Annotated in this window: 42 protein-coding genes; 2 read left to right on the top strand and 40 right to left on the bottom strand. The window is 71.9% G+C overall.

Going from position 1 to position 22,698, the window contains the following annotated elements:
- Positions 1-10: 10 nt before the first annotated feature.
- From OG251_RS15290 to OG251_RS15215, 16 genes are all read right to left on the bottom strand, one after another.
- A complete protein-coding gene (locus tag OG251_RS15290; protein WP_326677695.1) occupies positions 11-604 on the bottom strand; it encodes a phage gp6-like head-tail connector protein in 594 nt (197 codons plus the stop codon).
- Positions 605-608: 4 nt separating this feature from the next.
- A complete protein-coding gene (locus OG251_RS15285; RefSeq protein WP_326677694.1) occupies positions 609-950 on the bottom strand; it encodes a hypothetical protein in 342 nt (113 codons plus the stop codon).
- A gap of 13 nt (positions 951-963) precedes the next feature.
- Positions 964-1,350, bottom strand: a complete 387-nt coding sequence (locus OG251_RS15280) for a hypothetical protein (RefSeq protein WP_326677693.1) — start codon at positions 1,348-1,350, stop codon at positions 964-966.
- A gap of 79 nt (positions 1,351-1,429) precedes the next feature.
- Positions 1,430-2,851 carry a phage major capsid protein gene (locus OG251_RS15275; protein ID WP_326677692.1) on the bottom strand — a complete coding sequence of 474 codons (1,422 nt, stop codon included), beginning with the start codon at positions 2,849-2,851 and terminating at the stop codon, positions 1,430-1,432.
- Positions 2,852-2,989: 138 nt separating this feature from the next.
- A complete protein-coding gene (locus OG251_RS15270) occupies positions 2,990-3,820 on the bottom strand; it encodes an HK97 family phage prohead protease (protein WP_326677691.1) in 831 nt (276 codons plus the stop codon).
- Positions 3,817-4,998, bottom strand: a complete 1,182-nt coding sequence (locus OG251_RS15265) for a phage portal protein (protein WP_326677690.1) — start codon at positions 4,996-4,998, stop codon at positions 3,817-3,819. Before OG251_RS15265 ends, OG251_RS15270 begins: the two co-directional genes overlap by 4 nt.
- Positions 4,995-5,186 carry a hypothetical protein gene (locus OG251_RS15260; protein WP_326677689.1) on the bottom strand — a complete coding sequence of 64 codons (192 nt, stop codon included), beginning with the start codon at positions 5,184-5,186 and terminating at the stop codon, positions 4,995-4,997. Before OG251_RS15260 ends, OG251_RS15265 begins: the two co-directional genes overlap by 4 nt.
- 14 nt (positions 5,187-5,200) lie before the next feature.
- Positions 5,201-6,775, bottom strand: coding sequence for a terminase (locus OG251_RS15255; RefSeq protein WP_326677688.1), 1,575 nt, complete (start codon positions 6,773-6,775; stop codon positions 5,201-5,203).
- Entirely contained in the window at positions 6,732-7,307 is a 576-nt protein-coding gene (locus tag OG251_RS15250; RefSeq protein WP_326677687.1) for a helix-turn-helix domain-containing protein, read from the bottom strand. Before OG251_RS15250 ends, OG251_RS15255 begins: the two co-directional genes overlap by 44 nt.
- A gap of 167 nt (positions 7,308-7,474) precedes the next feature.
- On the bottom strand, positions 7,475-7,879 hold the full coding sequence (locus OG251_RS15245) for a hypothetical protein (RefSeq protein ID WP_326677686.1): 405 nt from the start codon (positions 7,877-7,879) through the stop codon (positions 7,475-7,477).
- Positions 7,880-7,908: 29 nt separating this feature from the next.
- Positions 7,909-8,388, bottom strand: a complete 480-nt coding sequence (locus OG251_RS15240) for a DUF6221 family protein (protein WP_326677685.1) — start codon at positions 8,386-8,388, stop codon at positions 7,909-7,911.
- On the bottom strand, positions 8,388-8,546 hold the full coding sequence (locus tag OG251_RS15235; RefSeq protein ID WP_326677684.1) for a hypothetical protein: 159 nt from the start codon (positions 8,544-8,546) through the stop codon (positions 8,388-8,390). The genes OG251_RS15240 and OG251_RS15235 overlap by 1 nt, the downstream gene beginning before the upstream one ends.
- 19 nt (positions 8,547-8,565) lie before the next feature.
- Positions 8,566-8,850 carry an HNH endonuclease gene (locus OG251_RS15230; RefSeq protein ID WP_326677683.1) on the bottom strand — a complete coding sequence of 95 codons (285 nt, stop codon included), beginning with the start codon at positions 8,848-8,850 and terminating at the stop codon, positions 8,566-8,568.
- A 1-nt stretch (position 8,851) separates the two neighbouring features.
- Positions 8,852-9,067 carry a hypothetical protein gene (locus OG251_RS15225; protein WP_326677682.1) on the bottom strand — a complete coding sequence of 72 codons (216 nt, stop codon included), beginning with the start codon at positions 9,065-9,067 and terminating at the stop codon, positions 8,852-8,854.
- Positions 9,064-9,612: a hypothetical protein gene (locus OG251_RS15220; RefSeq protein WP_326677681.1), complete on the bottom strand. Its 549-nt coding sequence runs from the start codon at positions 9,610-9,612 to the stop codon at positions 9,064-9,066. The genes OG251_RS15225 and OG251_RS15220 overlap by 4 nt, the downstream gene beginning before the upstream one ends.
- Complete coding sequence (locus tag OG251_RS15215) at positions 9,609-9,884, bottom strand: MerR family transcriptional regulator (RefSeq protein WP_326677680.1); 276 nt, start codon at positions 9,882-9,884, stop codon at positions 9,609-9,611. Before OG251_RS15215 ends, OG251_RS15220 begins: the two co-directional genes overlap by 4 nt.
- A gap of 214 nt (positions 9,885-10,098) precedes the next feature.
- Between OG251_RS15215 and OG251_RS15210 the strand changes: the two genes are divergently transcribed.
- Positions 10,099-10,635, top strand: coding sequence for a PH domain-containing protein (locus OG251_RS15210; protein WP_326677679.1), 537 nt, complete (start codon positions 10,099-10,101; stop codon positions 10,633-10,635).
- Positions 10,636-10,717: 82 nt separating this feature from the next.
- Here the strand turns inward: OG251_RS15210 and OG251_RS15205 are convergent, their stop codons facing one another.
- The 5 genes from OG251_RS15205 to OG251_RS15185 form a co-directional block, all read right to left on the bottom strand.
- Positions 10,718-11,203, bottom strand: coding sequence for a hypothetical protein (locus OG251_RS15205; RefSeq protein ID WP_326677678.1), 486 nt, complete (start codon positions 11,201-11,203; stop codon positions 10,718-10,720).
- Positions 11,200-11,412 (bottom strand): hypothetical protein, encoded by a 213-nt coding sequence (locus tag OG251_RS15200; RefSeq protein ID WP_326677677.1) that lies wholly within the window; start codon positions 11,410-11,412, stop codon positions 11,200-11,202. The genes OG251_RS15205 and OG251_RS15200 overlap by 4 nt, the downstream gene beginning before the upstream one ends.
- 80 nt (positions 11,413-11,492) lie before the next feature.
- A complete protein-coding gene (locus tag OG251_RS15195; RefSeq protein WP_326677676.1) occupies positions 11,493-12,755 on the bottom strand; it encodes a DUF2637 domain-containing protein in 1,263 nt (420 codons plus the stop codon).
- A gap of 55 nt (positions 12,756-12,810) precedes the next feature.
- Positions 12,811-12,975, bottom strand: coding sequence for a hypothetical protein (locus OG251_RS15190; RefSeq protein ID WP_326677675.1), 165 nt, complete (start codon positions 12,973-12,975; stop codon positions 12,811-12,813).
- Positions 12,975-13,322 (bottom strand): hypothetical protein, encoded by a 348-nt coding sequence (locus OG251_RS15185; protein ID WP_326677674.1) that lies wholly within the window; start codon positions 13,320-13,322, stop codon positions 12,975-12,977. The genes OG251_RS15190 and OG251_RS15185 overlap by 1 nt, the downstream gene beginning before the upstream one ends.
- 177 nt (positions 13,323-13,499) lie before the next feature.
- On the opposite strand from OG251_RS15185, the gene OG251_RS15180 reads away from it, so the two are divergent.
- On the top strand, positions 13,500-13,718 hold the full coding sequence (locus tag OG251_RS15180; protein WP_326677673.1) for a hypothetical protein: 219 nt from the start codon (positions 13,500-13,502) through the stop codon (positions 13,716-13,718).
- 73 nt (positions 13,719-13,791) lie between these two features.
- Here OG251_RS15180 and OG251_RS15175 read toward each other — a convergent pair whose 3' ends face one another.
- The 19 genes from OG251_RS15175 to OG251_RS15090 all read right to left on the bottom strand — a co-directional run bounded on the left by OG251_RS15175 (position 13,792) and on the right by OG251_RS15090 (position 22,602).
- Positions 13,792-14,505 carry a DNA-methyltransferase gene (locus OG251_RS15175; RefSeq protein ID WP_326677672.1) on the bottom strand — a complete coding sequence of 238 codons (714 nt, stop codon included), beginning with the start codon at positions 14,503-14,505 and terminating at the stop codon, positions 13,792-13,794.
- A 130-nt stretch (positions 14,506-14,635) separates the two neighbouring features.
- Entirely contained in the window at positions 14,636-15,379 is a 744-nt protein-coding gene (locus tag OG251_RS15170) for a hypothetical protein (RefSeq protein ID WP_326677671.1), read from the bottom strand.
- Between the two features lie 26 nt (positions 15,380-15,405).
- Positions 15,406-15,570, bottom strand: a complete 165-nt coding sequence (locus OG251_RS44985) for a DUF6011 domain-containing protein (protein WP_442818422.1) — start codon at positions 15,568-15,570, stop codon at positions 15,406-15,408.
- 16 nt (positions 15,571-15,586) lie between these two features.
- Positions 15,587-15,937 carry a hypothetical protein gene (locus tag OG251_RS15165; RefSeq protein ID WP_326677670.1) on the bottom strand — a complete coding sequence of 117 codons (351 nt, stop codon included), beginning with the start codon at positions 15,935-15,937 and terminating at the stop codon, positions 15,587-15,589.
- Positions 15,938-16,038: 101 nt separating this feature from the next.
- Positions 16,039-16,164 carry a hypothetical protein gene (locus OG251_RS15160; protein WP_326677669.1) on the bottom strand — a complete coding sequence of 42 codons (126 nt, stop codon included), beginning with the start codon at positions 16,162-16,164 and terminating at the stop codon, positions 16,039-16,041.
- Positions 16,161-16,565, bottom strand: coding sequence for a hypothetical protein (locus OG251_RS15155; protein WP_326677668.1), 405 nt, complete (start codon positions 16,563-16,565; stop codon positions 16,161-16,163). Before OG251_RS15155 ends, OG251_RS15160 begins: the two co-directional genes overlap by 4 nt.
- A complete protein-coding gene (locus OG251_RS15150; RefSeq protein ID WP_326677667.1) occupies positions 16,562-16,819 on the bottom strand; it encodes a hypothetical protein in 258 nt (85 codons plus the stop codon). The genes OG251_RS15155 and OG251_RS15150 overlap by 4 nt, the downstream gene beginning before the upstream one ends.
- Positions 16,807-17,121, bottom strand: a complete 315-nt coding sequence (locus tag OG251_RS15145) for a hypothetical protein (RefSeq protein ID WP_326677666.1) — start codon at positions 17,119-17,121, stop codon at positions 16,807-16,809. Before OG251_RS15145 ends, OG251_RS15150 begins: the two co-directional genes overlap by 13 nt.
- Entirely contained in the window at positions 17,118-18,509 is a 1,392-nt protein-coding gene (locus tag OG251_RS15140; protein WP_326677665.1) for a hypothetical protein, read from the bottom strand. The genes OG251_RS15145 and OG251_RS15140 overlap by 4 nt, the downstream gene beginning before the upstream one ends.
- 243 nt (positions 18,510-18,752) lie before the next feature.
- The gene (locus OG251_RS15135) at positions 18,753-19,478 is read right to left on the bottom strand and encodes a hypothetical protein (protein WP_326677664.1); all 726 of its coding nucleotides are present in this window, start codon (positions 19,476-19,478) and stop codon (positions 18,753-18,755) included.
- On the bottom strand, positions 19,471-19,899 hold the full coding sequence (locus OG251_RS15130; RefSeq protein ID WP_326677663.1) for a hypothetical protein: 429 nt from the start codon (positions 19,897-19,899) through the stop codon (positions 19,471-19,473). Before OG251_RS15130 ends, OG251_RS15135 begins: the two co-directional genes overlap by 8 nt.
- Positions 19,896-20,117 (bottom strand): hypothetical protein, encoded by a 222-nt coding sequence (locus tag OG251_RS15125; RefSeq protein WP_326677662.1) that lies wholly within the window; start codon positions 20,115-20,117, stop codon positions 19,896-19,898. Before OG251_RS15125 ends, OG251_RS15130 begins: the two co-directional genes overlap by 4 nt.
- The gene (locus OG251_RS15120) at positions 20,114-20,326 is read right to left on the bottom strand and encodes a hypothetical protein (protein ID WP_326677661.1); all 213 of its coding nucleotides are present in this window, start codon (positions 20,324-20,326) and stop codon (positions 20,114-20,116) included. The genes OG251_RS15125 and OG251_RS15120 overlap by 4 nt, the downstream gene beginning before the upstream one ends.
- Positions 20,319-20,660, bottom strand: a complete 342-nt coding sequence (locus OG251_RS15115; protein WP_326677660.1) for a hypothetical protein — start codon at positions 20,658-20,660, stop codon at positions 20,319-20,321. Before OG251_RS15115 ends, OG251_RS15120 begins: the two co-directional genes overlap by 8 nt.
- Positions 20,660-21,349, bottom strand: coding sequence for a hypothetical protein (locus tag OG251_RS15110; RefSeq protein ID WP_326677659.1), 690 nt, complete (start codon positions 21,347-21,349; stop codon positions 20,660-20,662). Before OG251_RS15110 ends, OG251_RS15115 begins: the two co-directional genes overlap by 1 nt.
- A complete protein-coding gene (locus OG251_RS15105) occupies positions 21,346-21,663 on the bottom strand; it encodes a phiSA1p31-related protein (protein WP_326677658.1) in 318 nt (105 codons plus the stop codon). The genes OG251_RS15110 and OG251_RS15105 overlap by 4 nt, the downstream gene beginning before the upstream one ends.
- Entirely contained in the window at positions 21,660-22,025 is a 366-nt protein-coding gene (locus OG251_RS15100) for a hypothetical protein (RefSeq protein ID WP_326677657.1), read from the bottom strand. The genes OG251_RS15105 and OG251_RS15100 overlap by 4 nt, the downstream gene beginning before the upstream one ends.
- A 92-nt stretch (positions 22,026-22,117) precedes the next feature.
- A complete protein-coding gene (locus OG251_RS15095) occupies positions 22,118-22,372 on the bottom strand; it encodes a helix-turn-helix domain-containing protein (RefSeq protein WP_326677656.1) in 255 nt (84 codons plus the stop codon).
- Complete coding sequence (locus OG251_RS15090) at positions 22,369-22,602, bottom strand: helix-turn-helix domain-containing protein (RefSeq protein ID WP_266806126.1); 234 nt, start codon at positions 22,600-22,602, stop codon at positions 22,369-22,371. The genes OG251_RS15095 and OG251_RS15090 overlap by 4 nt, the downstream gene beginning before the upstream one ends.
- Between the last annotated feature and the right edge of the window lie 96 nt (positions 22,603-22,698).

The raw sequence follows: 22,698 nt of genomic DNA, 5'->3' as shown, positions 1-22,698 counted from the left end.
GGTGGTGCTCCTATCCGAAGCCGGGCAGCACGTACTGCTCGATGAGGTTCCAGACGTCCGGGTCGCGGCGAGACAGCCGGACGACGCCCCACTCGGCGGACCCGGTCACGCCCTCCGGGCTGTCCTTGCGGCGTTGGAGCCGGTTGGCCTGGATGAGCGTGGCCTGCTCGATGTCATCCGGGATGGCCGGCCACCCGAACCGCGTGGTGACCCGGGCCTGGCGCGACGTCCAGCAGTCACCGACGAGCAGCAGCCCGGTCACAGGACGTCCGTCGAGGAGCGCGTTCTCCGGGATCGTCTCCACCCTGCCCGCAGCGAGCGGCGACCAGGACGTGCCCGAGCCGACCTCCACCACCAGGCCGTCGGTACTCCCGATGTCGTCGACCAGGAGGACCTCCCCGTCGTCCTCGGGCACGGTGCGCCCGGCCGTCCGATAGGTGCGGGCAACCGGGACCGGGTCCAGCCAGAACCGGCGCCCGGTGCTCTTGTCGATGGACCGGCTGGCCGAGGCCAACGCCCGCTGCAGCAGATCGTCCCGGGGATCGGAGTCCTGCGTCTTGAGCATGAGACGAAGCGTCGCGATCGACGCGTAGTCCTCGGCCACGCCGCTACTCCTTCGCGGCGGTGCGGCGCGCGGCCCCGGTCTTCTTCGTAGTCGTCGGGGGCGTGGCCGCCGCGGTGTCGTCGGCGGCCGCGGTCCCGGCCTCGGAGGGCGGGGCGCTGTCGTCGCCGGCGGTCGTGCTGGTTCCGGGGTTCTGGTCGGCGGTCTGCTGGGCGGGGTCGGCCGGGGTGCGGTCCTGCGGGCCGTCGTCCTGGTCTGGCTCGGCGGTGACCCCGAGGCGGCGCAGCTGGTCGTCGACCTGTTCCACTCGGTCGTCCTTGCCCTGGGCCACGTATGCGGCGCGCTCGCGCCGCAGCGCGGCCACCATGTTCTTTTCTCGTGTGCTCACCGGTGCTGTCCTCTCAGAAGATGACGATGTCGGCGGTGTTGGTCACCGCGGTGTTCGCGCTGTAGGTCACGCGCAGGTAGCGCCAGGGGTGCCCGGGGCGCAGGATCCGGTGGGCGGTGCCGGCCGCGGTGATGTCGAACGGTGCGACGCTCGGCGCTTCAGGAGTGGCGAGGTCGGCGTAGGCGGCCGGCCACCACGTCGAACCGTCGGCGCTGCCCTCGATCTGGTACGTGCAGGTCGGGGTCTCGCCCACCGTGGTGGTGATGGTGAGCAGCGCCGGGCGGTCGGTCGTCGCGCCGCGGTCCACGGTGTGCGTCGATATGCCGTTGCCTACCTGAGCCTCGGAGAGGCGGGCGCTGTTGGGGTAGCGGTCTCCGCCGAACGCGGTCTGTACGGCCATGCTGTGCCTCCTCGGGGCAGCCCGAGCAGGCAGGCCCGCGCGCCGGAGTCGTGGCGTGCGGGCCTGCCTGCTGCGGGGATCAGAAGGTGGGCGCGGCCAGCCCGGTGCCGCCGATCTTCTGCATGCCGTTCGCGTACCGGCCGAAGGTGTAGGCGTAGTACTTGTAGGCGACCAGCAGCACACCGAGGGACGCGGCCTTGGCCTGTTCGGCGCGGATGAACAGCGGGGCCTCGCCGTCCTCCCACAGGTGGCACTCGTCCTGCGGGACCACGAACATCTCGTCCTCGTTCGTGCCGGCCCCCAGGTTCGTCGCGATGTTGTTGTCGACGACGACCTCGAGTCCGCACGGCAGCACACCGCGCGGCCCCGACGCGTACGACGACTGCGCGTTGGCCGTACCGGCCGCCTGCACCGGCAAGTTGCTCCAGTTGATCATCGGCCAGACCGATGACATCTGAGACGACAGCCAGTACCAGCGGCGCGAGCTCATCACCGCGTGGGACGGGCGGCCCATCGCAAGGAGCGCCGCCTCCACCCCGGCGGCCGCGCCGAGGATCTTCGGGTAGAGCTCGGCGCCGGTCGGGGTGGCGTCGGTGTACGACGTCGCCTGTGCGATGGCGGACAGTCCGGTCGTGGCCTCGTTGATGAGCGTGTTGTCGAGGACGGTGTTGACCCGGTTGAACAGGTCTTGCAGGGTGACGTCCTCGATGCCGGTTCCGCGGTCGATCGCCTGGCGGCTGACGGTCTGCTGTCCGGCCGCTGTTTTGATCGGGACCGTGAGCAGCGTGTCGTCCATGTCGGTCTCGGACACGTTGGCGTTCTCGGAGGCCTGGTTGTCTGCGGACGACCCAGTCGTGATCCGGGAGATGTTCACGGACATGCCGTCGGCGGGCAGCTGGTGCGGGTTGCAGATGTCCGCGAACGGCCTCAGGTTCGCGGTCTTCGGCGCGTACAGGTCGGTGAGGTACTGAGGCACGGTCAGCCCGGAGAACGCGCCCGTGCCGGTCGCGCGCTGCAGGTACTCGGCCCGCTCGACACGCTCCTCCTGCATGTGCCGGGAGAGACGGGAGGACGCCTCCACGTCCTGGTAGAGGTACTGACGGGAGACGTCCATCAGGAAGCCCTTGCCATTGGGGTCCTGGTCCTTGCGGTAGGTGCGCTCCTCCTGGCCGACGCGGGCGACCTGGTCATAGGAGGGGCGTCGGGCCTCGGTCGGCGTCTGCTTCTTCGCCTCGGCCTGCCGCTCCATCTCTTCGGTCTTGATCTTGTTGGCGTTGGCCAGCTTGTTCTCGATGCCGGTCACGTCGTTGCGGGACTGGTCGCGGGCGGCGAACAGCTCGCCGACCCGCTCGTCCTCCTCCGTGGTGAGCGAGGAGCGGCCGTCCTGCGAGGCCTTGTCCAGGATGAGCTTGATCTCGGCGCCGCACTTCTTGCTGCGCTTGAGCGCGGCCTCGCGCTCGACCTCGATCGAGGCGATCAGGTCGTCGATGGTTCCAGGCATGGTGGTGCCCTTCCGGTAGATCGGGTGGTGGTGGGTGCGGCGCGACCATCGGTCCGGGCGATCTGCCGGGCACGGTGCGGTCCCGCCTCCGGGCGATCTGCCGGAGAGCGTGCCGTCGGTGTGGTTCAGAGGGGCCGGTCAGCCCTCGTCGGCATCGACCAGGAGCTGAGTGCGCAGCATCGTGATGGATCGGCCCTGCTGCGCGGGCGGTGCCGCCGGGGCCGGCGCGGGGGCCGGAGTGGGGGCCGGAGTGGGAAGGGCCGGGGGTGCTCCGATATCGGTCCGCTGTGTGAGGCGGGCGAGCGCCTCGCGGGCCATGAGCGGCGGCAGGTTCGGGATTGATGCGAGAAAGTCCCCGGCCCGGGCGCTGACGCTGGTGTGCGGGTTGGCCCCGTACGTCACGGGGCCAACGTCGCCGCGGTCCAGGTCGAAGGCGTTGATGCGGTACTCGGTGTAGTCCGGGGACCACTGGCCCGAGGTGATTCGGAACATGAACGACTGCTCGCGTACGTCGTCGTCCTCGAGGGCCTGGACGAGCAGCTGCACGTCCGCCCGCTTCGGGTTCAGCCACGCCCGCTGCCCGAGGCCGGAGTCGTCCGCCCACAGCTGCAGGCGCTGGTTCCGCGTACCCGCCATGGGGGTGCCCGAGTGATTGAAGCGGAACACCACCTCGGGGTCGGCGGCCAGCGTGGCGTCGGCCGCACCGTGGGAGACGACCTCGGTGTACGGCCCGTAGAAGTCGTACATCTCGTAGCCCTGCTCGAAGGCGCTGGCATAGCCGGAGACCTCGAACCACTCCTGCTCGTCGCGTAGCACTTTCTTCGCACGGAGCGAGGAGCGGAAGCGGACCTCGGGGGACTCGGGCCGGTCGCGGGGCAGCATGGTGGACGGTGCTCCGGACGCGCCGGTGTCGGCTGCGGCGGACCGCGCGGCGGCGGCCTGCGCGCGCAGGGCGGTCATCGTGCTCATGGGGTCGCTCCTGGGGTCGCGGGTACGGGGGGCGCTGTCGGGGTGGGGCTGGTGCCCTTGCCGAACAGCCGGTCGAACTCGGCGAGCTGAGACTCGGTGAACGGGGCGCGCTCCTCCAGCTCGCGGGCCTCTGACGGGGCGAGCTGGCGGGACTCGATCTGGGTTCGGAGCATTGCGGCGCGGGCCGTCGGGTCCATGCGCAGCAGTGCATCCGAGTTGAGCTTCACGAAGCGGGGGCGGCTGGTCAGCCTGGACAGGGCGTTCTCCCGGCGGATGATCGCCGGGCCCAGGTGCATGATGAGCAGCTGCAGGTTCCGCTGGGTGATCGAGGCGTAGGTGACGGAGCTGCCGGACATGGCGGCGTCGATCACGTCGCCGGGGACGTCGAAGAACCGGGCCACGTCGCTGATGCCGTACCGCTTGCCCTCGATCCAGTCCTGCCCGGCGGCCTCGGCCTGGATCATCTTGTATTCCCAGTCCTGCCCGGTGACGAACAGATCCTGGTTCGCCGTCGCGGCCTTGAACCGGCGCTTCGTCTCGTCGGCCTCGCCCGGGGCGATGGTCTTCGCGGTGTTCTTCAAGTGGGCTGAGGGGACAGCGCCGTTGGAGAACCAGTCCAGCGCGAACTGCTGGATGGACAGGTACTCGCCGATGGACCAGGCGGCGAACGCCACCGGGCTGAGGCCGACGTGCAGCCCGCTCATCGTGTACTGCTTCTCGTGCCAGATCTTCGCCGGGTCGAAGTCCTCGGAGCCGATGCGGTACTTGTACAGCTCCCCCTTTCTCACCTTGACCGTGACCTCGGCGATCGGCACCAGCTCGATCCGCGCGGGGTACCCGAGGCCGTCGACAGCCGTGATGATCCCGACCGAGTTGCCGGAGCGGTCCAGGTCGAACTGGCTGGAGTAAAGCCACTCGACGATGTCGACGCGTTCCCCGCCCGGGTTGATCAGCACCGGCGGTTTCGGGACCTCCACCTGGATGCCGTTGACCCTGCGGTACAGGTCCACCGGCATGGTGCTGATCAAGTTGGCGCGCAGGCGCAGGCACGCCCAAACCGCCGAGTTGCGCAGCGCGGTGTCCGGGGTGACGCTCACCCCGCCTGCCCGCTGTACAGGGCGGGACGGGATCAGCTGGTCGGCGCTCTGCGTCGCGCCCCTGCGGGAGAACAGGCTCACGCCTCACCACCGCCGCTCTTGCGGGCGGCGGCGGTCTGGCGGGCGGCGTACGCCGAACCGGCCAGGACGACCGCACCGCCGGCGGCGAGCGAGGCCCAGCCGATCAGCGGGTGCAGGCCCGCGGCCGCGCCGGCGGCGATGAGCACCAGGCCCAGCATGTCGAGCCAGGTCGTCATCTGCTCGCGCACCACAGCCCCCCTTCTCAGTAGATCGAATCGAGGACGTCGTAGTCGTCCAGGACTGCCGGCCCCTTGGCGAGCAGCGCCCACCGGGCCCAGGTCACCGCAGCGAACGGGGCGGCGTCGGTGAGGCTGTTGGTGCGGTCGATGGTCCAGGCGTCTCCGACCCGTCGGGAGCGGGCGCCGTTGACCGACGCGGTCAGCGGCGTCTGATCCAGGTGCCGGGCCGTGTTCTGGTTCATTGCGTCGGCGATCTGCCCGCATGCCTCCGAGGTGTCTCCGGCGCGCAGGACGACGAGGTGTCCGCGGTGCGGCTTGTCCTTGTCCTTGGGCACCTTGATGCCTGCGGTCTGCAGGTCGTCGATCAGCGACGCGGCCGGGGACCCGGACCCGGCCACCGCGACGACGAGCGGGTTCCACAGCCCGGCCAGGCGCGTGATCGCGGGGACCACCCAGGCGGTTCCGGCCCGGCGGTCCAGGACCTCCAGGTGCACCAGGCCGTCGGCGCGTACCGACGCCATGCCGATGGACGCGTACGCCCGGTCCTGCGACACGTCGATGCTGAACGCCATGTCCGCGCTCGCCTGCGACGCGGTGTCCGTCAGCCCGGCCCACATCTTCTTGGGCACGTTCGGGTCGACGGGCGGCGCCGCCTTGCGGGTGCGGTTCAGGTACGCCCGGTCGAAGGCGCCGGGATCGGCCGCCATCTTCTCGAGCTCGGCGGCGATGATGTCCTCGCTCACCGTGTAGCCGAGCGCGGGCAGGCAGGCCCGCCACGTCGCCGGATCCGCCCGGTCCATCTCCTCTGGAGCGAACCACTCGAAGTACGCGGTACGCGGCTGCAGCCCCTCGGACCACAACGCCTCGATCAGAGCGCGGCCGGTCTTCCTCTTCCCGTTCAGCCACACCGACCGCTCCGTCCCGCCGGCTGACGCCCACCACAACTGCGCCTTGAGACGAGTCAGCATCGCCGGGCTGAAAGCCTGCTCGAGGCGGTCGTCCTCGGCGGCGAACGCCTCGTCGATCACGCCCAGGTCCAGGGCCGGGCCGTGGCCCGCCTTCTCGGTGTTCGCCGTGATCCCGAGCCGTGACCGGGTCCGCTTCCAGATGATCGCTTCGCTGCCGTTGGCCTTACGGGAGCTGATCCGCTTGCCGAGGGGGGACGCCTCGATCGTGGCGAGGAACTCGTCCTCCCACCGGGTCCGCGCCATGATCCGGTTCTGTGCGGCGTAGACGATGTTCTGCCGCTGACCGGCCGCCATGCGGTGGACCATCAGCCCGAGGATCTGCTGCGTCTTGCCCTGCTGCCTCGGGACCGACAGCCCGACCTCCCGGTGGGCGAACACCCCGGTGGCCGGGTCGATCTCCAGCGCGACGTCCAGGACGTAGCGCTGCCACGGCATCGGCGGGAACCCGAGCTTCTCCATCACGCGCCACGCGGCCGGGCCGAGCGAGTCGCGCTCCGGACGCCGCGGCGTGCCCCAACGGGGCGGACAGGTCAGCCCGTACAGGTCAAGGCACTGCTGGGCGAACTCCGGCGGCGGCGCCCACGTCTCAGATTCCTCCGAGGTCGCCGAGGTCGTCATCGTCGTCGTCATCCACGGCACGCCCCTCCACCAGCGCCGCCACCGTGGCCCGGAGCTCCCGCGCCAGGTTGGGGAGGATCTTCGCGTCGTTCGGTACGTACACCGACGCGCCGCACTCGTCGCAGGGGACGGGGTGGTGGCCGTCCATCTGGCGGGCCAGGCGGTGGGCGACGGCGGCGTGCGTCGGCTCCATCCCGATCAAGTCGCCCAGGTTGTCGATGTCGTCGGACAGGGCGACCTCCACCGGGCCGGGTTCGTTGCGTCGCCGTCGCCGGGGCGCGGCGGTCTCGTCGGCGTCCGCTGCCGGCAGCAGCGCGGCGGGGCTCATGCTGAGCACAGCGGCCAGGGCGACGAGGTCGTCCACGTCGATGCGGCGGGTGCCGGACTCGATCCGGCTCACGATCGGCTGGGACATCGGCCGGCCCGCCTGGGTGAGCCGCTCGGCGAGCTCGCGCTGCTCCCAGCCGCGGGCCTCGCGCTCGGCGGCGACCGTACGGGCCGTGTGCTCTCCGGCCGCGCCAGGTTGGAATGACCGGGTTGCCACGGTGCGCCCCCGTTCGCGGCCGCGTCGCAGGAACCGCATATGCCCTGGTCAGCCCGGGGAGAGAAAAATAAAAGCTGGGCGCGGGGCTGGGGAGGACCCGATTCCTAAAAATCCCGGCCGCTCCGAGCCGAAGCCCAGCTGATCAGGTTGGGTTCAGCCTGCTCGGATCACTGCGGCGGGAAGTAGCGCGAGGCCCAGCGCACCAGGTCCGCGTAGGCCTGCTCCGGCAGCACCTGGACCGGCTCGCTCACGATGGTCGCCTGGTCGATGACCGTGTGCCCGTCGTCGTGCTGCAGTTTGGGCAAGGGGTGCAGGTCGGCGGCCGTCGGGTCGGAGTCGGCGGGCGGTGTCCAGCCCAGCGCGGTGAGCAGCTCGGCGGTACGCGCTGGCAGGTACACCTGCGTCTGCCCGTCGTGCTGGACCTCCTCAAGGACCAGGCCCAGCTCGAGGTGCGTGCCGGTGCGCACGTCCCCGGTGAGGGTGAGGCGCTGCACGCAGCTGCTGATGTCCTGCCCGTCCAGACGGATGGTGCCCTGGGTCCCGGACATGGCGATGCTGGCGTGGCGCTCCATGGGGGTGCCTCCTCGTAGGGGGGTGGGGGTCAGGGCCGCCAGTCCGGGCGGTAGTCGGGGTGGTCGGCGTACGGCAGGGCGTCGTCAAGCACGTCGGGGCACGGCCACTCAACGACCTCTTGACCGTGCTCGATCGTGCGGTTCGGCGTGCAGGATGTGCACACGTAGAAGCCGAACGACGTGGCGCTACCGTTCACGTCCAGCAGGGTCAGGCGGCGCCGCTCCGGTACGTGGCGGGTGAGGCGCCGCCGCTTGGCCTCGACCTCGCGCAGGACGCGGGCCGGATCGTGGCGGGCGATGTGCTGGGCCACCCCTGCGTCGTCGGCTGCGTGCGGTGTCAGTTCGGTGACGCCCTCTTCGGCGTGGTCCACGATGACCCAGCGGCCGTCGTACTGGGCGCGGTGGTGCGCGGTCCAGTGGGCGCTGTCCCACTCGTCCCATGTGGCCGCGCGGGCCGCCTGCTCGTCTTCGTCAAGCCGAGCGCGGAGGAACTGCAGGAGGTCGTCCATCAGCTGGCCTCCTGCTCTGCCTGGAGCCGGGTGACCGTCTCCCTGAGCCGTTGCCTGGACATCTCGATGACCTTCTTCTCCAGCCAGCGCGTGTGGCTCCTGCTCTGACTGCGGGCGTAGATGGCGTCGTTGCGGCGTTGGCGCTCGGCATCGTCCATGGGGTCATCCTCTCGCGGGTCAGGGTCCGGCGTACCAGTCGCGTGAGGTGAGCAGGCGGGGCGCGATGGTGGTGCTGCCCTTCTCGCCGTTGCAGTTGCGTCCGCAGGTGGGGCACCGGTTGACGCCGTGTGCGGGTGCCCAGTTGTCCTGGTCGCGGGGGTCGGCTCCGGCGGCGACGGGGGTGACGTGGTCGACGACGTCGGCGGCGGGGTGGCCGCAGATGTGGCAGATGTCGGAGGTGGTGAGGAAGGCGGCGCGGGCCTTGCGGTAGTCGTAGGCGGTGAGGTCCTCGCGGCCGGCCACGTCAGTCGGTGCCTGCGAGGCGGGGGTTGGCGTGCTGGTCGGTGAGGCTTTCGTTGCGCGGCTGCTGGGCGGTCCCGGTGCGCATGACGACCAGGCCGCCGCTCATGACGAGGGTGCTGGCGGCGTCCTTGACCAGGTCGTCCACCAGCTCGGGGGCGAGACCTCCTTCCAGGAGCTCCCTGCGGTATGCGATGACCTTCTGAGCGGTGGTGGTCACTGGCGGTCCTTCCTGGTGCTGGCGTAGATGTAGGGCCCGGCAACTCCGGCGCTGTGGTGGTCGGCTGCTGCGAGGGCGGCGGTGAGGCGGTGGCGTGGCGACAGGTCGAGGCTGGCGGTGGCGTGGAGGGCGCCGAGCGCGAGTTCGTCTCCGCAGCCGACGGCGGCGTAGTCGTCGGCTGGTTCGCCTACCTGGTAGTCGCTGTGGATGGTGAACAGGCGACCGGCGACGCCGACGAGGAAGTCACCGGCCTGTTCCTGCTCGCTGTCTCTGCGGGCCCAGCCGCCGTCCTTGAGGCAGGTGCGCAGGGCGTCAGTCCAGGTGGTGACCATGAACCGGTCGAGGTCGCCGGTGGGGTGTGGCGGCTCGAAGGCGAAGCGGAGCAGCTGGCCCATGCGGAAGCTGGTGGTGAAGCCGAGGACGTACGGACCGTTGCGGAACACTTTGGGGTCGCGGCGGACAGTGAGCTGTAGGCCGGAGATGCCGGCGGAGTCAGCGCCGAGGTGGACGCGGCCCTTGTGGACGAGCCCAACGATCACGGTCACGCGATGTTCTCCCCGTCGGTAGTGGTGGGGGCCGGTGCTGCGACGTGGCGTAGGGCGCGCTTCCGGGTGACCAGTTCGGCGGCGGCGACGTCGGCGAGGCGGTAGGTGCGTGATCGGTTGTCGGCGGCGAGGCCAGTGGCGGTGAGGTGCCCGCGGTGGACCCAGGAGCGGATCGTGGTGGGGGTGATGTGGGCTGCTCCGGCGCTGAGGGCCTGCCGGGCGCGGTTGGCGTGCTCGGCGGCCTGGGCGGCGGTGAGGTGTTCGATGTCCACGGCACGTCCCTTCGTCCGGGCGTACGAAAGCCCCTGCCGGTGATGGTCAGGGGCTGGTGGCACACGTGTGGTGGTGACAGCAGTGTTGCGCTACTTCCCGATCTTGTCCAGCGGCGTTGTTGTGGCCCGGGATTGGGGGTGGGATTCCGGGAGCAGGCGGGACGAGTGTTGCGCTGTCGGTACGATCCGCTCACAACTGGGAGGGGATGAGGAAATGGCGTCATTCAACGTACGTCCGGACATCGACGCGGCGGCGGAGAAGCTGAGTTCGACGTTCGGTTCGAAGCGGGAGATTCAGCGGCTGCCCGAGGTCCTGTGGGAGGGCGAGACGGTGGAGATGCTCGCCACGGGCATCTACGGGAAGGGCAACGGGTTGCTGGCGATGACCAGCATGCGGCTGATCTTCCTGAAGCACGGGGTGATGAGTCAGCAGGTGGAGGACTTCCCGTACAGCAAGATCAGCTCGGTGCAGTGGTCGGGCGGGATGCTGTCCGGCTCGCTGAGCGTATTCACCTCGGGCAACAAGGCCGAGATCAAGCAGATCCCGAAGGCTGACGGGAAGGCCCTCGCCGACCGGCTGCGGTCCCACATCGCCGCCGGGGCCGCGCCCGCGGCAGCCCCGGTGCCAGCGGCAGGGGCGCAGCAGGATGTCGGGAGTCGGCTCGCGACGCTGGACCAGCTGCGCGCGGCTGGGGCGATCACGGACGTGGAGTACCAGGACCGGCGTACTCAGATCCTCAACAGCATCTGAACACCGGCGTGGCGACGCCCCCGCCGGTACGGGCCGGCGGGGGCATCTGGCCGGGCGCTGCCCGGTGTGCCGGGCCAGTCTGTCAGGCGTAGGCGGACAGGGCCCGGGCCAGCTCCTCGTCCACGCCGTCCTTGTCCAGGACGGCCTGGAGGACCGGGGTGATGGTCTGCGCGGGCGGCCGCGCCGTCCCGGCGATGGGCAGCCGGTCGGCCACCGGCGCGTCGTCCAGGAGGAGCTGCACGGCGCGGACGATGTCGTCAGGGCCGGGGGTCAGGGTGCCCTTGATGAGGTCGAGGACGTAGTCGCGGGAGCCGCCAGACCCCTGCGGCCCCCATTCCCAGCCGCCCTCGGCGTGGTTCCAGGACAGGACAAGGCCGTGGGTCCACCCGGCTGCGCGGGCGCGGTCCTCGTCGAGGGTGATCACGACCTCCATCATCATGACCTCGCCGTTGTCGCAGTCGTACGCGGTCCAGGACTCTGCGGCGTCGAGAAGGCCTTCGGCTTCCAGGGCGGCCATGACGGCTTGGGCGTAGGGGTCGTGGGGCAGGGTGGTCGGTGTCCTGGTCATGATTTCTCCTCGTCGTCGGGTGCGAAGTTGCCGATGTCTGCGTCGAGGTAGACGCCTCCGCCGTACCGGCCACTCGGCTCGGTGATCGTGAACTCGCGGCGGAGCGCCTCGACGACGGCGGCCGTGGTGGCTTCGTCGGCGGTGATACGGATACGGGCGATGCCGGGCAGCGTCTGCCGGGCGGGTCGGTCCGTACGGCGGGGTGTCATCCCGTCATGGTCCCTTCTGGGGCTGGCCGGTGGAGGCGGATCCGCGATGATCCGCGTCGGACCGATGGGCTTGCGTGTGGTCACGGGTGGGCTCCGGATGCGGCTGCGGATGCGGTCGCCAACGGCTGCGCGGTGTCGGCTGCGGCTGCGCGGATGCGGGCTTCGGCTGCGGCGAGGATGCGGGGGGCGCGGCGCTGGCCGATGCCGAGCTCCCGCTGCAGTCGTCGCCCGGACAGGCGGCCGGTGGCGGCGAGTTTCACGGCCCGCTCGATCAGTGCCTCGTCCGAGGGGCGTACGGATGCGGGCCGGATCGGCTGCGGCTGCGCAGTCGCGGTGACCTCGGGCAAGGGTGGCTGCATGGGGGCGAGGTCCAGCACCAGCGAGGGTGGCGGTGCCCAGGCGAGTACCTGCTCCGTCCAGCGCTCCGGGTCCACGGCTGCGGGTGCAGCCGCAGCCGGTTGTGCAGCCGCGGGGGCGGGTTCGGTGAGCTGCGGGCGGACGCTCTGACGGCAGACGACGGGAAGAAGCCGGGCCCCGGTGGGTACGGCGTTGGGCGGGGGCGGTGCTGCCGGAAGGGCGAGCGCAGCCGCGGCCAGGGCCAGGGCCAGGGCTACGGCTACGGCTTCGGTCTCGTCGAAGTCGGCTTCGGCTTCGGGTGGCTGCACCGGCGCAGCCGCCGGAACGGCTTCGGTTGCGGGCAGGGGCCGGCCGTAGCGGGCGAGGCGCAGCTGCAGCCTGTCCTCGACCGGAGCGTTCCACCGCCACAGCCACCCGTGATCGGCCCGCAGCCGCGCCCGGTAAGCGAGCCGCTGCTGCTCCAGGCGGATCACCTGGTCGTAACTGCGGAGCTCCCACAGCTTCATCCGCCGCCACAGCCGGAACGTCGGGATGGGCGAGAGGAGCCAGCGGGTGAGGCGGACACCGTCCATGTGCTTGTCTGCGGTGATGTCGGCGATCCGGCCGACGGCGTTGCGCGCGGCCTCGACCACGACGACGAACAGGACCGGGATCACGGCGTGCATGGCAGTGCCGACCGGGTCGGGCCAGGCGGCCGCGCCGTTGAACGCGATGGTCGCCGCGGTGAGGAGCCACGCAGTGTGGCGCAGCAGCGGGTACGGCATGCGGAGCCAGGCGAGGAGGAGGTCCAGGGCGAGCAGCACGACGATGCCGATGTCGATGCCGACCGGGAAGGCCATGGCGAAGTCGCCGAAGCGCTTCTGTTCGGCGAGCTGGCGTACGGCGGTGTAGGAGCCGGCGAAGCCGATCGCGGCGATCAGGACGGCTCCGGCGGCGACGGTACCGGCGAGGCGGCGCTGCGCGGTGGTGAGTTGGGGGCGGGGCACGGAGGTCTCCCGAGGGGGAGGCCGGGCGCACGGTGGCGCCCGGCCGGGCGGATCATCAGCGGGCGGAAGCGCCGGCGTTGCCCTGGGTGCGGGCGTTGCCGAGATCAGTGCGGGTCTCCGGGGTGGAGGGGCGGCGGCCCTGGCGGGCGGCGGCCTGACCGGCCGTGTAGGCGCGGGCGGCGGCCGCCGGGCTGATCCCCGGGATCTTCTCGGCTGCCATCAGGCGCGGGCCTTGGTACTGAGGCGCATGCCGTAATCGGCGCGGGTGATCGGTGCGGTGGTCTCCGGGCCGTCGATGTGGGGCATGTGGCGCAGGAGGAGGCGGGTGGCGGCGGTGGCGCGCGGGGTGCCGAAGCCGTGGAGGTCGGCGGCGGCGCGGCCTGCGTACGCGAGGCGGGTGACCTCCCGCATCAGGAGCGTCGGGTTGACCTCGCGCAGGGCGCGGCCGATGCCGTCCATCAGGGCGCGGGTCTCGGCGGTCATCGCGGTCCGGGCACGCTGCAGCGCCTCGTCGGCTTCGTTGGGCGGCGCTGTCAGTGTGGCGGTGGCGCGGCTACGATCGCGCATGGTCGTCCTCCTGGTGAGTCAGGCGGGTGGCTGGCCCCGGCCGGAGCGGCTACTCCGGCCGGGGCTGTTGCGTTGACGAGTGCGACCGTAGCGAGAAGTGTGGACAATGTCCACACTTCTTGGAGAGGATGACCCATGCCCGAACCTCCCAAGGGGCCAGAGCAGGAGAAGGGGACCATGACCATCCCGAAACTGGCCGAACGCGTCGGCCGCAGCCGCACCCTCATTCACCGGCTGGCGACCACCCCGGCCGAGGGGTGGCCCGCCCCGGTCTTCCGCGCGGGCAGCAGCCGCCCCGAGTACGACGTCGAATGGTTCGACGCCTATTGGGCCGAGCGGCAGCAGGGCATGACTCAGGGCAGGCGCAACGACCTCACGCCCCCCGGCAGCGAGTGACCCAGACGCGGCTGTGCCCCCTGCTCATGGGAGTTGAGCAGGGGGCACAGTGCTGTACGGAAGCGTATGGCGGTCAGGCTGCGGCGAGGCGGTCCCGGGCGGCCGCGGCATAGGCGGGGGCCTGCTCGATGCCGACGAACCGGCGGCCCGCGGCGAGTGCGGCGGCGCCGGTCGTGCCGGACCCGGTGAACGGGTCCAGGATCAGGCCGCCGACGGGGGCGATCTGGACCAGCTGCCTCATGATCGATTCCGGTTTCTGAGTGATGTGGACGCGGACCTTGCCCCGGGGCTGGGAGCCCTCGAGCCAGCCGGGAAGGTAGATCGTCGGGGCGTGGCGGAGCGGGTCACCGCGGCTGCCCCACAGGACGTACTCGCACTCGCGGCGAAACCCGTTCGGCGTCGGGCGGCTGATCGGCTTTCGCCACGGAATGATCCCGCGCCAGGTGTAGCCGCCGGCCTGCAGCGCGTCGCTGGTCGCCGGGAGCTGCGCCCAGTCGGTGAACACCAGGAGGCTGCCGCCGGGTCTGGTGCGGGTGTACGAGGCGGCGAGGATCTGGCCGAGCCAGTAGGTGTACCCGCGCTGGTCGCGGGTGTCGCCGTCGAAGTCGGGGAGGGAGTGCTGGGCGTCGCCGTTGACGTACTTGTCGCGGGCGCCCTGGGCGCGCCGCTCGGCGTTGGTGCGGCCGCCGCTGTTGTACGGCGGGTCGCAGATCACCGCGTCGACCGGTTCAGTCAGCGTCGGCAGGATGGTGAGGGCGTCGCCCTCGTGGATGGTCCAGGTGCTCACGGTCGCTCCTGATCAGGTTGACGGCAGGTTCCCCCGATCATGATCCGAACAGGTGTTCTATGTCCTTACGGTTCACCGCATGCTGCTGCGCCCCGCCCCAGGTCGTGGACGGGGCGCAGCGGCATGCGGGTCAGGCAGCCTCCTTGCGGAGCGGGACGGCCATGCGGAGGGCGAGGGCGGCGAGCTGGGGCATGACGGTGGCGCGGTGGGCGTCGTACTGCTCGGGGGTGAGCCGGGCCGGGCACAGGGTGCAGCTGATGTGGAGCTGGTCCTCGTGTTCCACCAGCGACCAGCCGGCGCACTTCGGGCACGGCGCGTTCTTGGCCCGGACGACCGGCTTGGTGTGGTTGAGCCGACGAAGCCGGTGGACCAGGCCCTCAAGTTCGTTGTGGAAGTGGGCAGCGTAGGGGCGGGTGGCGACGTAGGGGAGGTAGCGCTCGTGCCACGTGCGCCATGCGGTCAGACCGGTGCCGGTGCGCGGCCACGCGGTCGCTGCCCGGGACTGCAGGATCTGGACGGTGCCGTGCTCGTCGCGGTGGACGGCGGGGACGTCGCACGCGATGTAGTGGGCCCACCCGGTGAGGAAGGCGCCGACGGGCACGCCACCGGTCTGGTCGCCGTGCGGGTCGTACACGACGTGGGCGTGGCCGGGGCCGATCAGGTCCAGGACCTCGAGGCGTACGGGGAGCGGGGCGTGGGCGCGGCCGACGCCGCCGCGGCGGGCGGGCCCGTTCTCCGGCTGCAGCATCGTGCGGAGCAGCGTCACCTGGTGAGGGAGCTCCCGGAGCCACACGAGGGCAGTGTGCTGGCAGGCCGGGCACAGGTAGTGGTCGGCGGGGGCGTGGCCGTGGCAGACCTCGCACGTGGTGTCCATGGTCGTACTCCGATGGTGCGGTGGGATCAGAGATAGGGGCCGGTAGGGACGTCGGCGACGGGGCGCAGCAGGTCCGCGGGCAGGGTCCAGGAGGCCGGCCGAGGCCGGGGCGCGGCGCGGGTCTTGCGTTCGCAGACCGGGCCGGTGCCGCGCCGTCGGGACGCGGCGTCGGTCAGGGGCCGGCCGCACACGGTGCAGCGCCGAACATCAGGCACCGTTGCCCCCCGTCGGCTCGCCGTCGCCCGGCCACCAGCGGTCCCCCAGCCCGTCGGCGTGGCTGCCGGAGTGGCCGGGGCGCAGGACGCACTCGGTGCGCTGCGCGTGCTCACTGAACGGCGGCTTCTGGTGTCCGCAGTGCTCGGCCGGGCCGTCGTCCGGCCACTCGATACGTGCACCGGGGTATCCGGCCTGGAGGAGGTCAACGGTGCGGGCGGTGCTGCCGAGCCCCCACACCGGGTCGTCCATGACGAACGCCCGGCCATTGGGGAGCTCGGCGCCGTCGAGGGCCGGGCCGTGGGGCAGGTGAAGGCGGAACCCGCGGGCGAATGGTGTGGTCATGGTGTCGGGGTCTCCTCGGTGACGGGCCGGAGCCGGCGCACGGTGCGGCCGGTGGTGCGGGGGCGGTAGGTGTGGCCGGGGCAGCGGTCCGGGCCGGTGCTTTACCCGGCCCGCTCGGCGACGGCGTACGCCTCGGTCTTGTCGGTGGTGCCGGTCGGCAGGTACATCCCGCAGGTGCCGTACGGACCGTGCGAGACGTCGCAGCGGATGACCAGGGCGAGGCTCACCGCTGCTGCGCCCGGGCGCGGGGCGGGAGTTCGGTGTCGATCCACCACCAGCGCGTCCCGTGCTCGTCCGCGTGGCTGCCGAGGTGGCCGGGGCGCAGCACGCACTCGCTGTACTGGCCCGGGTGGAGCCAGGTGAAGACCTCCGGCGGCTGGGCACCGCAGTGCTCGGCAGGAACGGCCCGGGGCTCGGCGCGCAGGGCCTCGAGCTCGCGGCGCTGCTCGTCCTGGTGGTGTTCGGCGGTGCGCCGGATCCGCCGGCACCCGAGGAGGAGTTCGGCGGTGAGGGCCAGGCCGAGAACTGCACCGGGCCAGGCGTGGTCCAGCAGCTGGGCCAGGCCGGTGACGAGCGCGGCCAGGGCGAGGAGGGACAGGGCGGTGTACCGGAGGCGGGCGGAGATCACGGCGTCCTCTTTTCGGTGATCAGCTGAGACGGCGGCAGGGGGTTCGCGGCGCGGTCGGGGAGGGTGGAGCGGGTGCCGACCCGCCAGCCCGCCAGCGCCTCGATGAGCTCCTGGACGTGGTCGGTGGCGTCCGGGTCCGGCTGCCCGGCCCCGGCCGGGGCGCGGGTCCCGGCGTACGTACCGTCGGGCCACTCCTCCCGGCCGGCCTCGGCGCGCTCCAGAGCCGCGGTTTCCTCGGCCGTCAGCGCTGCCACGGGACCGGCCTCACGCTCGTCGTGGACCGTTGAGCAGTACGGCTGCTGCGCCGGGGCGGCGGTGCCGTGCACGTGGCGTGGTGCGGCATCGCCCGCCACTCACCGGGGCGGACGTCGGGGCGGGCCGCCGTGATGCTGCGGACGTACAGCAGCCCGTCGGCGCCCTGAGTGACCGCGAGGTTCCCCTCGTCGGTCGGCTCGGCGTCGACCGGCTGCCGCTTTCCGTGGGCGGTGGTGAGGGCCCAGCAGATCGGGGCGCGACAGCTGCGGCAGGTGGCGATGTGGTGGCTGGCGGGCTTCATGCCGGGGTTCCTCCGTCGTGCTCGGGGTCAGTGAGGTGGGGCAGGACCAGGGCCCTGCCGTAGAGCCGGATCGCGGCCGGTGCGCCGAGCTCGGCGAGCGCCTGGCGGACGGCGGCCGGGGTGGCGGCCGCGCGCAGCTGCTCCCGCTCGGTGCCGGTCGGCTCCGGCCCGGGATCGGGTGGCGGGGGTGGCCACGGAAGCCATGTCGTCGGCGGTCGCGTCGGGGCCGGCGGTTCGGGCGGGGCCTCGGCCGCGACGGGCTGCTGCGCCCGGGTCTCCTCGGCGGCCAGGCGCTCGGCCTCGGCGGCGATGTCGGCGCACAGGTGGCAGCGGTCGCCGGTGGACCAGGTGGTGCCGGACTCGCAGGACGGCAGGCGGCATCCGTGGCGGGGCAGGCCCGCGCCGAGGACCCACCGGCCGACGTCGCCGCCGCGCGGGGCCTCGGTGGACGCCCACCGGGCGGTCAGCCGGGCGGTCAGCCGCTCGGAGCCGACCCCGGCGGACAGCTGGCGGCCGATCTCCCGGCCGATCCGGCGCAGCACGTACGTGTTGATTGCGGGGAGCTCGGTTCGTACGGGCTCGAGGACCTGCCACACCCGGGGCGACAGCTGCAGTCCCGGCCCGCGGTACGGTCCGGCCGCGCTGGTGTTGCTGCGCTTTTCGTCTGAAGGCGCACCCCGGAACGTGCCCCCAGCCGAGTTATCCACAGGGGTGGGTCCGTAACTACCGGTGTTTCGCCTCCGGCGGATCCCCCCACCCACCTTGTCTTTTCGTCCGGGTCGGTCAGTCCTGTGGTCTTCCCTAGACGGGGAACCGTCAGCTGTGCGGGGAGCCGATCCGTCATGTATGTCAGGGGTCGCCGGAGCGGGCGCAGCCGCGGCCGGGGGCGCGGTCGGCTCGTCGGTGGCGTCGTCCAGGACGGGGTGCAGGGGACGCTGGTGGGCCTCGTAGGCGTGGCGGCCGCGCGGCCCCTGGCGGCGGTGAATGGTGATCCAGCCGGTGTCCTCCAGGCCGTCGAGGAGCCGCATCACCTGCCGCTCGCCGAGCGGTTCACCGGCGCTGTCGCCGTACTGGTGGCGTACGACGGCGCGGAGCTCGGCGAGGGACAGCGGCATGCGGCGGATCTGGGCGTAGCTGATGACCGCGTACAGGCGGAGCTGGCGGGGCGGGAGCGACGTCGCGGCGCGGGCGGGCAGCCACACGAACAGCTCTTCGTCCGTGTCCACCGGCCGCACGCTGCGCAGCGCGGACTCTCCCTCCCCATCCCGCGACGTCTTCCGCTCCGTGACGACCTCGGCGATGCCGTCGGTGCCGGTAGCGGTCAGCTGCGTGAGTGCGCGCTCCACCTGGGTCTTGGACAGGGACAGGTACTCGGCGAGCGTCTTCACGCGGGCGCGGCATCCTTCAGGGCGCATGCCCAGAGCTGCGATCTTGATGTAGACGCTCAGGGCGGCATCGCCGTACTGACCGCCTACAACCAGGCGCAGGGGGACGCAGACACGAAAACCGCCGCCGGTGCGCGGCCGTGCACCGGTCGACGCGCGGGGCGTCTCCGGGCATGGCACAGCAGCAGCGGGTGCTGCTGCGTACGCGACGGCGGCGGTCAACGGGTCTCCTGGATACGGGGTTGGTCAGTTGCTGAGCTGGGCGGATTGCGCGGCGGCCCGGGCGGCGGCGAGCTCGCTCTGCCGGGCGCGGCGCGGCTCCAGGAGCACGAAGGAGACGGCGCGCTGAGCAAGGAGGCCGTAAGCGAACGCGCTGTCAGCCAGGCCCAGGGCGGAGCCGATGGCGTCGTGCATCTGTCCGGCCTCGTGGTCGCTGACGTAGTCCCGGCCCGCCAGGTCCTCGGCGTACTCCGCCGCACACATGTGCGCGTACCACTGGTCGTACGCGGCCGTGAGCTCCCCGGCCCCGGCATAGCGGCCCAGGCCGGTGATGCTCAGCTGATGGCGCGTCGGGGCGCTGGCCTCATCGGTGTTGAACTCGACCACGTCCGGGGTCTCGCCGCCCTGGACCGCCCCGACCGCCCAGGCCGCGCCCGACGCGAAGAGGTGGGCCGCCTCGTCGTACCGATGACGCAGCTCCGATTCCGACCGGCTGTAGAGGCCGTAGAGGCCGAACACGGCCTTCTCGTGGGGGGACGTGCGCCGCGTCCGGTAGTAGTCGGCATCGGCACGGCCACGCAGCCCTCGCAGGGCGACGCGCCCCTCGTGGAGCTTGCGGCGGTCGACATCCACCGTCTGCACGGCCACTTGGGCAGCACGATGGGCGGTCTGGTACTCGCGGGCCGTCTCGTACAGCGCGTACACGGAGTCGAACAGCGACTCGGTCCAGTGCTGGATCTTCTTCTCAGGCATCGGCGGAGCTCCTGGCCGTGGCGGTCTGGGCGCGGCGGGCGCGGGCGGCCGCGCCCCGCGGCATGGTGAGGATCAGGTCGGCGGTGTCATAGCGGCCGTCGGGCGGAGACAGGCGGAGGAATCCGCGGTCGCGCAGGGCGGCGAGGGCGACGGCGACCTGCCGGGCGTTGATCCCGGTGTTGTGGACAAGCCCGATGACGCGGGGCTGCTGGGCGATGTGGCCCGTACCGTCGGCGTGAGTCGACAAAGCAACGGCCACGAAGCGGAAGTTCGCCGGGAGGGAACTGGCGAGGATCGCCTGCTGCCACGGCTCCCGGCGAGCCGAGGGCCTCGGGGGTGCCCCCACAGTCGGGGTGTCGGGGCGGGCGGCCGGGCGCCGGGACGGCATCAGGGCCGGGGTGGGGCGGGCGGCGGTCGTCATGACGGCGGCTCCTCTACGGGCAGGTTCGTGTTCGGGTTGCGGTCGGGGTGGTTGAGGTAGGCCCCGGCGGGCCAGCCGGGTCCCGGCGGGGGCTCGGGCCGGCCGCGCCAGGCGCTGGGGGTGTGCCGGTCGCATTTCCAGCCGGTGAGGTACCGGCGGGTGTAGACCAGGCCGTGGCCGGAGTCGAGGTCCTCGCACGGCCGGGTCGACCCGCTCATGACGCAGGGGCGTTGAGCTTGCGGCAGTGGGTACAGACCAGGCCCTCGCCGGTGACGTCGTGCGGCCACTCCAGGTGGCCGCACGACGGCCGGTGACAGGCCACGTACAGGCGGGTCTCCGTGTCACGTCCGGGCGCGGGCGGCGTGGCTCGTCGGGCGGGGCCGAGCGCGGCGGACAGCCACCGCGGGACGGGCAGCCAGTCAGGCATCGGCCTGCCCCCGCTCCCGCACGGCGGCCGCCGTGCGGCGGGCCTTCGCCGTCAGGCGCAGCTCGGCGAGGGCGATCCCGTACGTGGCGCACAGGCCGCTGCACCACACCCGGTCCGGCTCACGCGACCCGTACACACCGGCCCGGGTCCACCCGGCCAGGCCCGCGTCGTCCTCGTCCAGGCTGTCGGCCTTCGCACCGCACCGGGGCGTCGTGCATGCCCCGGGGACCTCGACCGACCGGCCGGGCGCCGGCATGCCGCGCATCCCGGCGTTCCACGCCTGCTGCTCCTTGGTCGCCCGCTTCTTCGGCGCGGCGGCTCCGGCGGCCGCCATCAGTAGGCCTCGCCATCGGCGTGGGCAGCAGGGTCGAAACGGGCGGCCACCGGGACCGGGACGACGATGTACCCCGTGTACTGCTCGTCGCCGCCGTCGACCTGAGCGACGAGCTCCCGCGGCGCCTCGGCGTCGTCCTCGTCGCCGATCCAGTCGTACATCACCGTGCGATCCGGTCCGTACTCCGAGGACAGCACGGACTCGGCATGCGCACGGGCGGCACCCTCGGCGGCGTACGTGCCGAGCCGGATCGTCTCGTGCTCGGCCCGGTACACCACCAGCGGCTGCGCGGCCGCGGAGCCGAGGGCGTCATCGATGTGCGCCAGGCTGGCGAGTGCGTCCGTCCACGCCGCGATCTCGCCGAGGTCCGCGCTGACGACGGCCTCGCCGAGCTCCTCCAGCCCTCCGAGGACCCGGGCTCCGGTGGGCTGCTCGCGCAGGGCCCGGGACAGGGCGACAAGAACAGTCGTACGGACGTCGCGGACCGACACCGTCGGGGTGGACTCGCCCGGCCGGGTGTCCTTCCCCTCCTCGATGGCGTCGGCGATCCGGTCGGCGAAGGCAGCGGCCATGCCGGTCCAGGTGCCGCGGCCGCCCTGCTGCGGCTGCTCCACGGTGATGCGGGCGTCCGGACGGGCGCCGGGCAGCACGCCCAGGATCGCGTCGAGGATCTTCGTGCGGGTCGTCATGCCGTCCTCCTGGACAGACCGCCTAGGAGAGCGGCGAACGACGGCTGCGTCCTCTTCTCCTTGGCGGTGGTCTCGGCCGGGCACGCGGCATACGCGGCGTAGCGGTCGGCGTGGGTGATCGGGGCGGGGGCGGGGATGAGCGGGCCGTACGTCGCGTACACCTCGGACAGCGGCAGGGGGGCGTCGTCGCCGCACCACATCAGCGGCTCACCGGTCTCGGTGCTGGTGCCGGTCCAGTCCCAGCGGCCGCCGTCCACGTCAATCTGTGTGCGGGTCAGATCGATCTCGACGCCGTCGAGCAGCCAGACCGTCACTCGGACACCGCCGGGGCCGGGGCGGGGGCGTCGGCCGGGTTGGTGGTCCAGATGGTGACGGTGACGCCGTCGACCGGGGCGACCACCTTGTAGGTGGTGCCGCCGCCGGCGGCCGGGGTCTCGGCGACCGGGACGTCGTACGCGGCGGCGATCTCCAGGAGCGGAGCGAGCAGCAGGTAGTGGACCTCGCCGACGTAGTCGCCGGTGCGGCCCCAGCTCGTCTGGCCAGCGTGGAACGGCCCGGCGGCTGCCGACGGGACGCCGATGGCCTTCCAGGTGGCGTTCATCGCCAGCCGCAGGCCGGACTGCCACGCGGGCACCGGTGCGGGCTGGGGAGTGGCGCCGATAGTCTCGGTGGACACGGTTACCTCGATTCGTTGGGTTGAGGTGTGCCGGTTGAGGGGTCGCCCATGGACCAGGCCCGGTCCGGGCGGCCCCGACGTATGTGCGGCGGTCAGCCGGTCCTCTGGGTCTGCTTGGAGGGCCGGATGCTCGCGAGCGTGAGCGAGGCCGGGGCCGTGGTGGCGGAGGTCTGCGCGCGCTTGGGCCGGACACGGAACATGTCCTTGATCGCCTCAAGTTCCGACTCGTCGAAGCTGATCGCCCGCCCCATCCGCTGGTGCGGCAGCTTCTTGAGGTTCTCCTCAAGGAAGTGCGGCCTGCAGCGCAGATATTCGGCCGCCTCGGCCACGGTGTAGTTCTGGCTCATGACCCCGCCCCGCTCTCTTGCGCGTCGAACCCCAAGGCGTCCAGGCCCAGGACTCGGGCCAGACCGGCTCGCAGACGCGGGCGAGGCTGTGCCTTGCCGCGCTCGATGCGGCTGAGCTGTGAGTTGTGAACCTTGACGCCTTCCTCGGCGCACTTGGCCACAACGTCTTCCAGCGTCATCCCCAGTCGTAGGCGCTGCTGCCGCAATGCCCCTGCGTTCGTTTGTGCCATGCTGCGCAGATTAGGGCAGACAGAACACAGAAAGCAACAGAGCTGTGTTGGTCTGCATGTCTGGAACGTCGCTCTTGACGGTCAGGCCGCCCTAAC

It is taken from the genome of Streptomyces sp. NBC_01237 (assembly GCF_035917275.1).
Classification (GTDB): domain Bacteria; phylum Actinomycetota; class Actinomycetes; order Streptomycetales; family Streptomycetaceae; genus Streptomyces.
Note: the sequence above shows the minus strand (reverse complement) of the source record. Positions and strands in the feature narration are given on the sequence as shown.